Here is a 12,953-nt window from a genome sequence, read left to right as displayed (position 1 = left end):
CGTGATTCGGCGCCTGTTATGTAACCTTTCCGGCGATCCAGACGTATTTCCCTGCAGAAGACCGAATATGATCGGTATAATGACCCTGGGAGTTTAGTCATGATGACACGTCGAACGCTTTTTGGCGGTGCGATAGCGGGGCTTGGCGCATTCGTGGCGACACGATTTGCGAGCACGCCGACAGCCCATGCGGCTGGTACTTTCGAAGTCGAGCATACGGATGCGGAATGGAGGAAGCTACTGACGCCCGAGCAGTATGATGTCTTGCGCCAGGAAGGAACCGAAGCGCCCTTCACCAGCCCGCTCAACCATGAAAAACGCAAGGGTATTTTTGCCTGCGCCGGCTGCGATCTGCCGCTCTTTGATTCAGATACCAAATTTGACAGTGGCACTGGCTGGCCGAGTTTCTGGTTGCCGATGAAGGGTGCCGTCAACGAGATATCCGACAGCTCTTTCGGCATGACGCGCACGGCGGTCGAATGCCATCGCTGCGGTGGCCACCTCGGCCATGTCTTCGATGACGGGCCAAAGCCGACCGGCCTGCGCTACTGCATGAACGGTGTCGCCTTGACATTCAAACCGGCCGCTGCCTGAGAACTCAAAGGATCAGATCCATGAAATTCCATCATTTCTTGCTCGCTGCAACGATCTTGCTTTCTCCCGGATGCGCCCTTGCCGGCGAGACCGTCACCATGGTTCCACCACCCGCGATCGATCAAACCGCCTCGGCAAAACCTGAGACGATCGTCCTTGCCGGCGGGTGCTTTTGGGGCGTGCAGGGTGTCTACCAGCACATGAAGGGCGTGACCAATGCCGTGTCCGGCTATTCGGGCGGCAAGAAGGAAACCGCGAGCTACGAGATCGTCAGCGGCGGCGATACCGGCCATGCGGAGTCGGTTGAAGTGACATTCGATCCGAAAGTCGTCAGCCTCGGAAAGATCCTGCAGGTCTATTTCTCGGTCGTTCACAATCCAACCGAACTGAACCGCCAGGGTCCGGATTCCGGGACGCAATATCGCTCGGCCATCTTCACAACCAGCGCCGACCAGGAAAAGATCGCAAAGGCCTATATCACTCAGCTCGACAAGGCGAAGGTCTATTCCCGTCCGATAGTCACGAAGGTTTCATCGCTGGATAAATTCTACCCGGCCGAAGCCTATCACCAGGACTATGCGACGATCCATCCATCGCAGCCCTACATCGCCTATTACGATCTGCCCAAGATCGAAAACCTGAGCAAATTGTTCCCGCAGGATTACCGCGACAAGCCTGTGCTTGTCAGCGAGGCCAAAGCGTCTAACTGAGATTGAGGCATCATCAAAAAAGGCCGCTCGAAGCGGCCTTTTTCTTGGTCGATATTGGATCGATCAGCCGCGCTTGGCGTCGACCGAAAGCGCACCCGCGCCATACTGGGCGAGTACGAAGAAACCACCGGCAATTGCGAGGTTCTTGAAGAAGTTTATCTGGTTCGCCTGATCCCAGGGAACCAGATGACCGACGAACGCAGCGGCAATGGTGAATAAACCGAGCAGGATTGCGGCGTAACGGGTCTGGAAGCCGATGAGGACGGCAAGACCGCCAAGAAATTCAACCAGGCCTACAATAACCGCCGTGACCGTTGGCAGCGGCAGGCCTTTGGAAGCAAAATATCCCGCAGTGCCTGCAATGGCAGTCAGCTTGCCGAAGCCGGCGGGAATGAACAATATCGAAAGCAGGATGCGGCTTATCAGCGTAACAATTGCATTGTTGGACATAAGGAAACTTCTCCGGGTTTTTGTCGTGACAGCCAAATAGCTAAATTTGATTGTCAAACAAAGCCACTATTTTCTCGACAGATTGTTCACATTAAAATGATTTTCTAATCTTACTCCGGGGCAATCATGCGCTCTGCACGAACAAGGCGATCATAGTCTTCGGCCGACACATGACCGCTGGCGAGTGCTTCTTCGCGCAAGGTCGTGCCGTTCTTATGGGCCGTCTTGGCGATCTTCGCCGCATTGTCATAGCCAATCGCCGGAGCAAGGGCCGTGACGAGCATCAGCGACCGCTCGAGCAGATCCTTGATGCGGACTTCGTCAGCCTCGATGCCTTCAACGCAATTGTCTGCGAAGGAGACCATGGAATCCGAGAGCAGACGGATCGACTGCAGAACATTCAGTGCAATCACAGGCTTGAACACATTGAGTTCGAAGTGGCCCTGGCTGGCAGCGACTGTCACTGTCGTTTGATTGCCAAACACCTGCGTGGCGACCATGGTCAGCGCCTCGGCCTGCGTTGGGTTGACCTTGCCCGGCATGATCGATGAGCCCGGCTCGTTTTCCGGCAGTTTCAACTCTCCAAGGCCGGAACGCGGGCCAGAACCGAGGAAGCGGATGTCATTGGCGATCTTGAACAGATCAGTGGCAAGCGCGTTGAGGCTGCCATGGAAGTTGGCGAGCGCGCCGTGGCTTGCCAGTGCCTCGAACTTGTTCGGGGCGGTCTTGAAGGGCAGGCCGGTGATGTCAGAGACCGCCTCGGCAAAACCTGTTTCAAAGCCGATCGGCGCATTGAGGCCGGTACCCACGGCGGTACCGCCCTGGGCCAGCAGGAACACGTCGGCAAGGCTCTGCTCGATGCGCTTGCGGCCGTATTCCAGCGCCGCGCGATAGCCCGAGAATTCCTGGCCCAGCGTTACCGGCGTTGCATCCTGCGTGTGAGTGCGGCCGATCTTGATGATATCGGCAAATGCCTTTTCCTTCTTCGCCAAGGCGGCTGTCAAATGGCCGAGCGCGGGATAGAGGCGTTCGGTTGCTTCGACTGCCGTGGCGATGTGGATCGCGGTCGGGAACGTGTCGTTCGACGACTGACTCATATTGACATGGTCGTTTGGATGAACCGGCTTCTTTGAGCCCTTGGTGCCGCCCAGCATTTCGATGGCGCGGTTGGAAATGACCTCATTCGCATTCATGTTCGACTGGGTGCCGGAGCCTGTCTGCCAGACGACCAGCGGGAAGTGATCGTCGAGCTTGCCCTCGATAACTTCTTCCGCAGCCACCGTGATGGCGCGGCCGATCACTTCGTCGAGCTTGCCCAGTGCCATGTTGGTTTCGGCCGCAGCACGTTTGACAATACCAAGAGCACGTACCAGCGGGATCGGCATTCTCTCGCTGCCGATCTTGAAATTGTGCAGTGAGCGTTCGGTCTGCGCGCCCCAATATTTGTCCGCGGCGACTTCGATGGGACCAAAAGTATCTGTTTCGGTACGGGTAGAGCTCATCGTGTAATTTTCCTGGTGGGAGTTGCGAGATCACTACTGCGAAGCTCTGCGAGAGGCAAGGTTTGAGCAGTGCATGTTAATCTGGAATTCGCCCGGCTTTGGGATAAAATCGATTATAAGCTGTTCCGATCAATCGATTTTTTACGACGGTGCACATCATGCGGCCTGACAACAAACCCGTCCTTGCGAATTGCTCCGGACATTACTGCGAATCCTTGCCCATTGTTGATCTGCGGTCGCATTTTCTGTGCGCATGGAGCCGCAATGGTCTTGGATCGAGGCCGGTAACCGTCGTTCCCGACGGATGTGTCGATCTCTTATGGGCGCAAGGCAGAGTGACCGTCGCAGGCCCGGACATCGGACCGCAGCTGGTGGATCCTGCCATGACAAGTATCATTGGCATGCGTTTCGCGCCCGGCGCCGCTGCCCATTGGCTCGGCCTTCCAATGTCTGAACTTGTCAATCGCCGGATCGATCTACGCGAACTCTGGGGCACGCGTGCAGATGCACTCGCTGACAGCCTGAGCGCCACGCGATCGGATGAGGAGGCCGCCTCAAGCTTTGAAGCATGCCTTGCCCGCATTGCACGCACAGTTGCAAGTCCGGACACCGCGATGGCCCTGGCTTTTCGCAGGCTTGCAAATGTGAACCAGGATTCTGGCGTCGCGAGCCTCTCGGATGAACTCAACATTAGCGAACGCACATTGCGCCGGAGGTGCCATTATTACTACGGATATGGGCCGAAGGTGCTGGAGCGAATTCTCCGCTTCCAGAAATTCCTGACGCTGGTCCGGTAAGTCCCCCAGATAGGTCTTGGCGTCTTGGCGTTTGAAGCGGAGTATGCCGATCAGGCGCATCTAAGCCGCGAGGTCAAAGCGCTTTCCGGCATATCGCCAAGCATGCTGATGCACCAATTGGCGGCCTGACTGGCCGTTTTGTTCAAGACAGGAACTGTTTAGGCGCATAAACTTGTAGCGAGTAGCGTGAGGAGGACAGGCTGTGGCAACACATGAAGCGCGAACCCTTCAAATTTCCATCGGGCGCAACTGGCGCGACGTTTATGATTTTGTCAGCGTTCCGGAAAACTTGCCGCAATGGGCCTCCGGTCTGACGTCCGGCTTGCAAAAGTCCGGCGGCGAATGGCTTGCGGACGGTCCCGCCGGCAAACTGCGATTGCGGTTCGCACCCGAGAACAAATTGGGCGTCCTCGATCACTGGGTGGTCTTGGAAACAGGCGAAGAGGTCTACATCCCGCTGCGGGTGGTGGCCAATGGCGAAAACTGCGAGGTGATATTCACCCTGTTCCGTTTGCCTGGCATGGATGACGAGAAATTCACTGCCGATGCTGCATGGGTGATGCGTGACCTGCAGGCGCTCAAGGACCTCCTCGAAGCACAACTGATAGGATGAAAACGATGGCCAGTTCAGGCAAAGACAAGCGTATCGACTACATCGAATTCAACGTGAGCGATATCGGGCGCGCACGTAAATTCTATGGCAATGCCTTCGGCTGGACCTTCACTGACTACGGCTCCGGCTATTGCGAGTTTTCCGACGGCAATCTCAAGGGCGGCTTTACGACCGAAGGCGAAGTTCGATCAGGCGGTGCGCTGATCATCCTCTTCGCCGAAGATCTCGCGGATACGTTGAAGCAGGTCGAAAAGGCGGGTGGAAAGATTGTCAAACCTGTCTTCAGTTTCCCCGGTGGCCGGCGCTTCCACTTCGCCGACCCGGATGGATACGAACTTGCAGTCTGGTCGGATAAATAGAATCTCCGATCAGGCCATGCGCGTCAGCATATAAGCGTCGTACTTCTTCAGAAACTCGCGCAGCAGTTGCGAATATTCGGGTGTGACGGCATCTTGTACACTCGGCCGCGCGGCGAGCGCTTTGCGCCATGCGCGAACCTTGGGATAGTTGGCGAATACGCCGAGATCCGCAATTTCATCGAAAGTGTCGAAGTAGCGGAACACAGGTGCGAAGACAGCGTCAACGAGACTGAACTTCGAGCCAGCAAAAAACGGGCCATCGTTGAGTACCTCTTCAAGTCGGCCGAACTTCTCAGTAAGCGCATTCCGCTTCTCTTCGAAAACGCCCGCATCCTTGGTCGTTTCCAGCCCCCAGATATCAGAGAGGATAGAGGAACCATATTCCATCCAGCCGCGATGCCTGGCGCGGGTGAGGGCATCTTCCGGATGCAAACGTGGCCCGGCCTGGCTCTCGTCGACATATTCGGCGATGACGGAGCTTTCGAACAGGATTGCCTCGCTGCCGTCCGCTTGTGGCACCTTCAACAGTGGCACCTTTCCAAGCGGCGAGATTTTCAGGAACCAGTCGGGTTTCGCCGCCAGGTCTATATAGATTTTCTCGAACGCTACCCCCTTTTCGGCAAGCGCAATGGCTGCGCGTTGCACATAGGGGCAAAGCAGATGACTGATCAGGGTAAGTGACGACATGGAATGGTTCTCCTCAACGATAGTCGCTGAGCGGCTGCCGAAACAGCCGCTCGATCGATGAATCAGGCTGCGCGGGCAGTCTTCAAGGCGTTCGCCCACCAGACCAGCTGATCAAGCTGATTGTTGGCTGCTTCATTGAGATGCTCGTAATCGCCGAGCTTCTTCTCGCCTTTGACCACGGTCAGATATTCCGGGAAGGAGATGTGAACTCCGGTCTTTACGGAGGCGGCGCTCATTTCCACGAAGACCAGACGCAGATTTTCGATCGCACGTGCGCCACCGACACCGCCATAACCGACAAAACCGATAGGCTTCTGTATGAATTCACCAAGGTCGATCGCGTTCTTCAGAACGGCTGTCGGACCGTGATTGTATTCGGCTACAGTGACGACATAGCCATCAAATTCACGCAGCTTTTTTTTCCAGCGCTCTGCCGTCTCGGTCTGGGTTGTCGTGGTGCGCTCTTCGCCGAAGAAATGCATCGGATAGTCAAGCAGATCGAGGATTTCCACCTCGACATCGTCACGCTTGCCGGCAACCTCAGCGATCCATTTGGCAGGAAATTCGGCAAAGCGACCGATGCGCGTACTGCCAACAATGATGCCGATTTTAGCTTTAGCCATTTCAGGAATCCTTCATCTTGGGGGATGGTAACTATTTGTGACCGGCGCTATATAAGTGACTGTTCGAAACGGCCGCAAGGAGGCACTTTTTTGAAACCAGATCACTTTCAGGTAACCTCTGCCTGCACGGCGGTTAATCACATTCTGGCGCGTGTCGGCGACAAATGGACGGTGCTGGTCGTCAACTACCTTGGCAACCGATCCATGCGGTTCAATGAGCTGAAACGGACGATCAATGGCATTTCGCAAAAGATGCTGACGAGCACGTTGCGTGGTCTTGAGCGCGACGGTTTTGTCACACGAACGGTCTACCCGACCATTCCGCCGCGCGTGGATTATGAGCTGACCGATCTTGGGCGCGACCTGCTGGTGCCCGTACGGGCGCTCGGCGATTGGGCGATCAAGAACGAGCAACGCGTCGGCGAGGCCCGTGCCCGCTTCGATGCGGCTCACGGCGGCAAGGAGGCGCAACCCCCATTTGCGCATGCTGCGGAATAGGCGCGTTGACGCGAGGAATAGTGAGCCGTGAATATCAACGGCAATAAAAAAGGCGGGTCGAAACCCGCCTTTTCGTATTCGTCTGGATGAGGACTTCTTAGAAGTCCATACCGCCCATGCCGCCCATTCCGCCGCCTGGCATCTGGGGAGCGCCGCCGTTGTCCTTCTTCGGAGCTTCGGCGATCATGGCTTCAGTGGTGACGAGCAGGCCAGCAACCGATGCAGCGTCCTGCAGAGCAGTACGAACAACCTTGACCGGATCGACGATGCCGAGTGCGATCAGATCGCCGTACTCGCCATTGGCCGCATTGTAGCCGTAGGTGTCCTTCTTGTTCTCAAGGATCTTGCCGATAACGATAGAGGCTTCATCGCCTGCATTCGTTGCGATCTGGCGAGCCGGAGCCTGCAGAGCGCGGCGAACGATGTTGATACCAGCATCCTGATCGGCATTGGCACCCTTGACAGTAAGAGCAGCCGAAGCGCGCAGAAGAGCAACACCACCGCCAGGAACGATACCTTCTTCGACAGCCGCGCGGGTTGCGTTGAGGGCGTCGTCGACGCGGTCCTTCTTTTCCTTCACTTCAACTTCCGTTGCACCGCCAACGCGGATAACGGCAACGCCGCCAGCGAGCTTGGCAAGACGTTCCTGCAGCTTCTCGCGGTCGTAGTCGGAAGTGGTTTCTTCGATCTGCTGCTTGATCTGGCCAACGCGGGCGTTGATTTCGGCCTTTTTGCCATTACCATCAACGATCGTGGTGTTTTCCTTGGTGATCGACACCTTCTTGGCGCGGCCGAGCATGTCGAGCGTAACGCTTTCGAGCTTGATGCCGAGATCTTCGGAAATAACCTGACCACCAGTGAGGATGGCGATGTCTTCCAGCATGGCCTTGCGGCGATCGCCGAAGCCAGGAGCCTTGACAGCAGCAATCTTCAGGCCGCCGCGCAGCTTGTTGACAACGAGCGTGGCAAGAGCTTCGCCTTCTACGTCTTCAGAGATGATGACGAGCGGCTTGGAGGTCTGAACGACAGCTTCGAGAACCGGCAGAAGGGCCTGGAGGTTCGAAAGCTTCTTCTCGTGGAGAAGGATATAGGCGTCTTCGAGGTCAGCAACCATCTTTTCAGGGTTGGTGACGAAGTATGGCGACAGGTAGCCGCGGTCGAACTGCATGCCTTCGACGACTTCGAGTTCGGTGTCAGCGGTCTTGGCTTCTTCAACGGTGATAACACCTTCGTTGCCGACCTTCTGCATCGCCTTGGCGATCATTTCACCGATTTCGGTCTCGCCATTGGCAGAGATCGTGCCAACCTGGGCAACTTCTTCCGAAGTCTTGATCTTCTTGGCCTTCTTGACGAGGTCCTTGACGACTTCAGCAACAGCCAGATCGATGCCGCGCTTCAGATCCATTGGGTTCATGCCAGCAGCAACAGCCTTGCCGCCTTCCTGAACGATAGCCTGGGCCAGAACGGTGGCAGTCGTGGTGCCGTCGCCGGCAATGTCGTTCGTCTTCGAAGCGACTTCACGCACCATCTGTGCGCCCATGTTTTCGAACTTGTCTTCAAGTTCGATTTCCTTGGCAACGGTCACGCCGTCCTTGGTGATGCGCGGGGCGCCGAAGGACTTGTCGATGACAACGTTACGGCCTTTCGGGCCGAGCGTTACCTTGACAGCGTCTGCAAGGATATTGACACCGCGCAGCATGCGCTCACGCGCGTCGCGGCCGAACTTTACTTCTTTGGAAGCCATTGTATCTCTCCTGGGGTTGAACCCGGTTTGATCTATATGCGTTGATTAAGGGACAGTTGGCGATTAGCCGAGAATGCCCAGAATGTCGGATTCCTTCATGATCAGCAGGTCTTCGCCGCCGATCTTGACTTCCGTACCGGACCACTTGCCGAACAGGATCAGATCGCCTGCCTTGACATCGAGCGGTACGAGCTTGCCGGCTTCGTCACGAGCGCCGGTGCCTACAGCGATTACTTCGCCTTCCTGTGGCTTTTCCTTGGCAGTATCCGGAATGATGATGCCGCCTGCAGTCTTTGCTTCGGATTCGACGCGGCGTACAACGACGCGGTCATGAAGCGGGCGGAACTTGGTCTTGGCCATGGTTAGAACCCTTGATGTTGGTGTCAAAACGATGTCGCGAACAGCTGCGCCATCCGCGTTATTAGCACTCGGTAGTGGTGAGTGCTAACTGCGGCCGGAGATAGTGGGATGACACCGAAGAGTCAAGGGAAAGCTATCAGGAATTTTTCTGCAATGGGCCTGAAGTCCGCACTTGCAAAGCGTGCTTCCGCTAACCATCAAGTAACATATTCGATGAATGTGATAGCTTGATGAAACGAGCAATCTACGCAGCCTCTACGTCGATTTTGTCGATAGTGAGATTGGCGTCACCCCATGCCTTCAAGGCGTTGATAACGGGCTCCAGGCTACGGCCGCGCTCCGAAAGTGAGTACTCGACCTTCGGTGGCACTTCGGCATAGACCTTCCGTATAATGAGCCCATCGGCCTCCAATTCGCGCAACTGGTTGGTCAACATGCGCTGCGTAACGTGTATTAACTTGCGGCGGATTTCGTTAAAGCGCAGCGTTCCTGACATGAGATGGTAGAGGATCACGCCTTTCCACTTGCCATCGATCAGGTTGAGAACGCCTTCCACAGGGCAGCCGGCAGAACAATCAAACGTCTTGTGGCGCACGCGTGGCATGACGGTATCCTTTTTGACACTATATGCAATATATGTGCATTCTTGCACTTGTGTAGCATAGGGCGCATCTGAGCCGGGTTCAACTTATCCTGGAGTAACGATCATGCGCGCCGTCGCCTATTTCGAACCACAGCCCATCACCGCTGAAACGTCGCTGGTCGATATCGACCTGCCAAAGCCTGAGGCAAGGGGCAGGGACCTGTTGGTCGACGTGAAGGCCATATCCGTCAATCCGGTTGATACCAAGATCCGCGCAGGGGTGAAGCCCGAACCAGGAACTTCCAAGGTGCTCGGCTGGGATGCGGCGGGTATCGTGGCTGCAGTGGGTCCAGAGGCAAAATTCTTCAAGCCGGGCGATGAAGTGTTCTATGCCGGTGCAGTCGATCGTCCTGGCACCAACTCGGAATTCCATCTCGTCGATGAGCGGATCGTCGGGAAGAAACCATCATCGCTGGATTTCGGCGCTGCAGCCGCCTTGCCGTTGACATCGATAACGGCGTGGGAAGCATTGTTCGACCGGCTTCACGTCGAAACGCCGGTAGTCGGCGCCGCCAATGCCATTGTCATCATTGGCGGCGCTGGTGGCGTTGGCTCGATCGCTATCCAGCTCGCGCGAAAATTGACAAACCTGACTGTTATCGCCACGGCGTCGCGTCCGGAAACACAGGCTTGGGCTCGCGATCTCGGTGCTCACTACGTCATGGATCATTCGCATCCCATCGCAGCACAGGTCGAAGCGCTCGGCATAGGCGCTCCGGGCCTTGTATTCTCAACCACCAACTCCGACGCGCATCTGGCGGAGATCGCTGCACTGCTGGCGCCACAGGGCCGCTTTGCGCTCATCGACGATCCGAAGGCGCTTGATGTCATGTTGCTGAAGCGCAAAAGCATTTCACTGCATTGGGAATTGATGTTTACGCGGGCGCTGTTCAAGACCGCTGACATGGAAGCTCAACATCGGATTTTGAACAAAGTGTCGGAACTCGTAGACGAAGGCACAATCAAAACGACGCTCGCCGATGATTTCGGCCCGATCAACGCCGCCAATCTCAAGAGGGCACATGCGCTCATCGAAAGTGGCCGGGCCAAGGGGAAGATTGTTCTTTCCGGGTTTTGCGGTGGATAGGACTTGCCGGCAGGCGTCTCGTTTGCCGGCGGTAGTGGACTAGGAGGCTACGGAGCAATCCCATTTATTTCCGCACCTCCAGTGGAAAAGGTTCCTGTTGCCAATAGTCTGTCAGGCCAAGGGTTTCGATCGAGCCCGCCTGCTGTTTGCGCAGAAAATTGACCAGGGCTACCCGGTCCCGTTTCTTCAAGGGTTCGTAATATTTCGGCAAATGTTCCACCCAGCCCTTGGCGATGGCAGCGTCCACCAAGCCAATGGCCTCGTCGAGATTTCCCGTGGCGATGGCAATTTGGGCCATGAGTTTAAAATCGAAGGAAAAGGAATGCGGCGGTGGCTCGTTCGACCGATAGGCCACAAAGTCGTCGATCGTGTTGACACGGCGCAGTTCAGGTAATGTCTCTTCAATTGTATGGCGTAAGCGCTCAACCTCTTCGGGATCAAAAATGTTCCAAGGCCCCCACCCATTATTGTACAGCGAACGTTTGCCATTGGTCGCCCAACTAGAATAACGCAGGAATGTCAGATCGACGACTGCCGCGACGTTGAAGAGATCATCAAATATCGAGTGGCCAAGGCGGATGAAGCGCAGCACGTGCCGTACCGGCCTGACGACCAGGTGGCGACCAATGAGCGTCAGGTCCTTATGACGATCGAGGATTGGCTTAACCAATCGTTCGACATCATCCTGAGTAACAACAGGCAGCAGACTTGCCCTCATCCCTTCTCCACTCCAAAAGGTTCGGGTTCGAAATGTTTGGCCAGTTTGAGCGCCCCGATGGTGCGCGCCTGCTGTTCGCGCAGCAGATAGAGAAAAGCAGTACAATCCCGTTGCTTCAAGGCGTTGTAATATTTGCGTGTCCAGTCCATCTCGCGGCTGGCGATAGCTGGCTCGACGATCGAAAGGGCTTTCTCAAGATCGCCATTGGCAATTGCGATGAGGGCAAGACCGTTTGGACGAAGAGACGAACGATACAGCGATTTCATGCTATTGTTTTGGTAGGTCACGAATTCGTCGATTGTGTTGACACGACGCATTTCCGGAAGTGCTTCTTCAATCATTTGGCGCAGCACCTCAAGCGACGTGGGGTAACGGATATCCCAACTTCCTCGATCTGCAGCAAGCCGCCAGCCACCACTTAGTGGCCAGTGGCCAATATCGAAGAAGGTGAGATTCATGCAGGTGCGAACATCAAAGGCGTATACGTCCGACTCGCGATCAATGCAGATGAAGCGCAGGACATTGCGCACCGGGGTTAACACCAGCATACGTCCGACGAGCGCCAGATCATCATGGCGCTCAAGCAAGGGCATCATTGCCCGTTTCACATCTGGGATTGTTGTCAATAGCCTAACCATGGTTGGATCGGAATGATAAGAATACGATTCACTATTCCGAAATTTTTATGAACAGACTGGCCGATTTCCCTTATCCTGGCTGGGGAAAGCCCGCTTTTTCCGGTTTTCAAATCGTAAACGCAGATGACCCCGTTTCCTACTTTTTCAAGGACGTCCAAGCGGAGTGAATCCTTCAAGCCATATCTTACTCCACCCTCGCGATACCGCTCGTCACCCTCCAATTCCTCAAAATACTTCAAATAAGATCGCTCTGGTATTAGACGTCCGGAGTAATTGTGAAGAATATTCTCCTTCATGATCGTGTGCGCGCGGGTGCCAAAATCGGTGGACGACCGATAATCGGATACTTTCCCTGCCACTCTAACAGCCAGGTTTGCTTCTGTTTGGACTGCTCCTTATAACGGACAGGCAGCCTCCACCTGCTCGCGCAGCAGAGGCACCACGACCACCTTCAGCCTCGGACCCTGTCCGGGCTCTGAACGCAACTGGAATTCATGAGGTGTGAAGTGCAGCGCCGGAACGACATTGCGTGGCTTCTTCTCCAGCAACCAATTGTAGCGATCACTGGCTTCGTCCGCGGTTCCACTGAACGAAGAATTGAGCGGATCGCTTTGAAGCAGTTGGCGGAGCGTTTCGGCTCCGGCGAGGAGACCGGATTGTGCCCTGCCCATACCGGAATTAGGTGCGGAGGAGATCGCCGGTCCCGTTGCAGCGGCAACCGATCTGGTGGCATTGGCAACTCGTTGCCTGGTGTGGATGTGGCTGGTGTGGCGAGTGCGTATGAGCGCCCACCCGTATTCGTCCATTGCCCGCCGTCGTCATTTCCGGCTGGCACGCGTGGCTGGTTAGGATCGAAATTGTACTTGCGGGTGAAGGCCTGCTCCATCAGCCGCAACCGGGAACGGTCACAATCGAGCCCAAGTTCGGCCT

The 12,953-nt window shown here is 55.8% G+C and carries 17 protein-coding genes; 7 read left to right on the top strand and 10 right to left on the bottom strand.

Features of this window, described 5'->3' with window-relative positions; genetic code table 11:
• The first annotated feature begins 99 nt into the window (after positions 1–99).
• Together msrB and msrA are read left to right on the top strand one after the other, a co-directional pair.
• Positions 100–594 (top strand): peptide-methionine (R)-S-oxide reductase MsrB, encoded by a 495-nt coding sequence (msrB, locus tag BLM14_RS14260; protein WP_099999999.1) that lies wholly within the window; start codon positions 100–102, stop codon positions 592–594.
• A 20-nt stretch (positions 595–614) separates the two neighbouring features.
• Positions 615–1,304: a peptide-methionine (S)-S-oxide reductase MsrA gene (msrA, locus tag BLM14_RS14255; protein ID WP_099999998.1), complete on the top strand. Its 690-nt coding sequence runs from the start codon at positions 615–617 to the stop codon at positions 1,302–1,304.
• A 63-nt stretch (positions 1,305–1,367) separates the two neighbouring features.
• Here the strand turns inward: msrA and BLM14_RS14250 are convergent, their stop codons facing one another.
• On the bottom strand, positions 1,368–1,754 hold the full coding sequence (locus tag BLM14_RS14250) for a DoxX family protein (protein ID WP_099999997.1): 387 nt from the start codon (positions 1,752–1,754) through the stop codon (positions 1,368–1,370).
• Between the two features lie 110 nt (positions 1,755–1,864).
• On the bottom strand, positions 1,865–3,256 hold the full coding sequence (gene fumC, locus BLM14_RS14245) for a class II fumarate hydratase (RefSeq protein ID WP_099999996.1): 1,392 nt from the start codon (positions 3,254–3,256) through the stop codon (positions 1,865–1,867).
• Between the two features lie 158 nt (positions 3,257–3,414).
• On the opposite strand from fumC, the gene BLM14_RS32525 reads away from it, so the two are divergent.
• The 3 genes from BLM14_RS32525 (at position 3,415) to BLM14_RS14230 (ending at position 5,025) form a co-directional block, all read left to right on the top strand.
• Entirely contained in the window at positions 3,415–4,053 is a 639-nt protein-coding gene (locus BLM14_RS32525) for a DUF6597 domain-containing transcriptional factor (RefSeq protein WP_099999995.1), read from the top strand.
• 202 nt (positions 4,054–4,255) lie between these two features.
• Positions 4,256–4,666 (top strand): SRPBCC family protein, encoded by a 411-nt coding sequence (locus tag BLM14_RS14235; RefSeq protein WP_099999994.1) that lies wholly within the window; start codon positions 4,256–4,258, stop codon positions 4,664–4,666.
• Positions 4,667–4,671: 5 nt separating this feature from the next.
• Entirely contained in the window at positions 4,672–5,025 is a 354-nt protein-coding gene (locus BLM14_RS14230) for a VOC family protein (protein WP_099999993.1), read from the top strand.
• Positions 5,026–5,034: 9 nt separating this feature from the next.
• Here the strand turns inward: BLM14_RS14230 and BLM14_RS14225 are convergent, their stop codons facing one another.
• Together BLM14_RS14225 and BLM14_RS14220 are read right to left on the bottom strand one after the other, a co-directional pair.
• Positions 5,035–5,712 (bottom strand): glutathione S-transferase family protein, encoded by a 678-nt coding sequence (locus BLM14_RS14225; protein ID WP_099999992.1) that lies wholly within the window; start codon positions 5,710–5,712, stop codon positions 5,035–5,037.
• Positions 5,713–5,774: 62 nt separating this feature from the next.
• The gene (locus BLM14_RS14220) at positions 5,775–6,335 is read right to left on the bottom strand and encodes an NADPH-dependent FMN reductase (RefSeq protein WP_099999991.1); all 561 of its coding nucleotides are present in this window, start codon (positions 6,333–6,335) and stop codon (positions 5,775–5,777) included.
• A gap of 90 nt (positions 6,336–6,425) precedes the next feature.
• On the opposite strand from BLM14_RS14220, the gene BLM14_RS14215 reads away from it, so the two are divergent.
• Entirely contained in the window at positions 6,426–6,833 is a 408-nt protein-coding gene (locus tag BLM14_RS14215; protein ID WP_237143374.1) for a winged helix-turn-helix transcriptional regulator, read from the top strand.
• A gap of 97 nt (positions 6,834–6,930) precedes the next feature.
• Here BLM14_RS14215 and groL read toward each other — a convergent pair whose 3' ends face one another.
• From groL to BLM14_RS14200, 3 genes are all read right to left on the bottom strand, one after another.
• Positions 6,931–8,577 carry a chaperonin GroEL gene (groL, locus tag BLM14_RS14210; protein WP_099999988.1) on the bottom strand — a complete coding sequence of 549 codons (1,647 nt, stop codon included), beginning with the start codon at positions 8,575–8,577 and terminating at the stop codon, positions 6,931–6,933.
• Between the two features lie 63 nt (positions 8,578–8,640).
• A complete protein-coding gene (gene groES, locus BLM14_RS14205; protein ID WP_027230208.1) occupies positions 8,641–8,937 on the bottom strand; it encodes a co-chaperone GroES in 297 nt (98 codons plus the stop codon).
• 244 nt (positions 8,938–9,181) lie between these two features.
• A complete protein-coding gene (locus tag BLM14_RS14200) occupies positions 9,182–9,541 on the bottom strand; it encodes a winged helix-turn-helix transcriptional regulator (protein ID WP_099999987.1) in 360 nt (119 codons plus the stop codon).
• A 103-nt stretch (positions 9,542–9,644) separates the two neighbouring features.
• Between BLM14_RS14200 and BLM14_RS14195 the strand changes: the two genes are divergently transcribed.
• Complete coding sequence (locus BLM14_RS14195; RefSeq protein WP_099999985.1) at positions 9,645–10,667, top strand: zinc-binding alcohol dehydrogenase family protein; 1,023 nt, start codon at positions 9,645–9,647, stop codon at positions 10,665–10,667.
• Between the two features lie 64 nt (positions 10,668–10,731).
• Here BLM14_RS14195 and BLM14_RS14190 read toward each other — a convergent pair whose 3' ends face one another.
• The 3 genes from BLM14_RS14190 to BLM14_RS14175 form a co-directional block, all read right to left on the bottom strand.
• Positions 10,732–11,259 (bottom strand): hypothetical protein, encoded by a 528-nt coding sequence (locus BLM14_RS14190; RefSeq protein WP_133123964.1) that lies wholly within the window; start codon positions 11,257–11,259, stop codon positions 10,732–10,734.
• Between the two features lie 122 nt (positions 11,260–11,381).
• Complete coding sequence (locus tag BLM14_RS14185; RefSeq protein WP_099999982.1) at positions 11,382–11,981, bottom strand: hypothetical protein; 600 nt, start codon at positions 11,979–11,981, stop codon at positions 11,382–11,384.
• A gap of 437 nt (positions 11,982–12,418) precedes the next feature.
• Positions 12,419–12,829, bottom strand: a complete 411-nt coding sequence (locus BLM14_RS14175; RefSeq protein ID WP_133123963.1) for a hypothetical protein — start codon at positions 12,827–12,829, stop codon at positions 12,419–12,421.
• Positions 12,830–12,953 lie beyond the last annotated feature (124 nt).

The organism is Phyllobacterium zundukense (genome assembly GCF_002764115.1).
In the GTDB taxonomy this organism is placed as follows: domain Bacteria; phylum Pseudomonadota; class Alphaproteobacteria; order Rhizobiales; family Rhizobiaceae; genus Phyllobacterium; species Phyllobacterium zundukense.
Note: the sequence above shows the minus strand (reverse complement) of the source record. Positions and strands in the feature narration are given on the sequence as shown.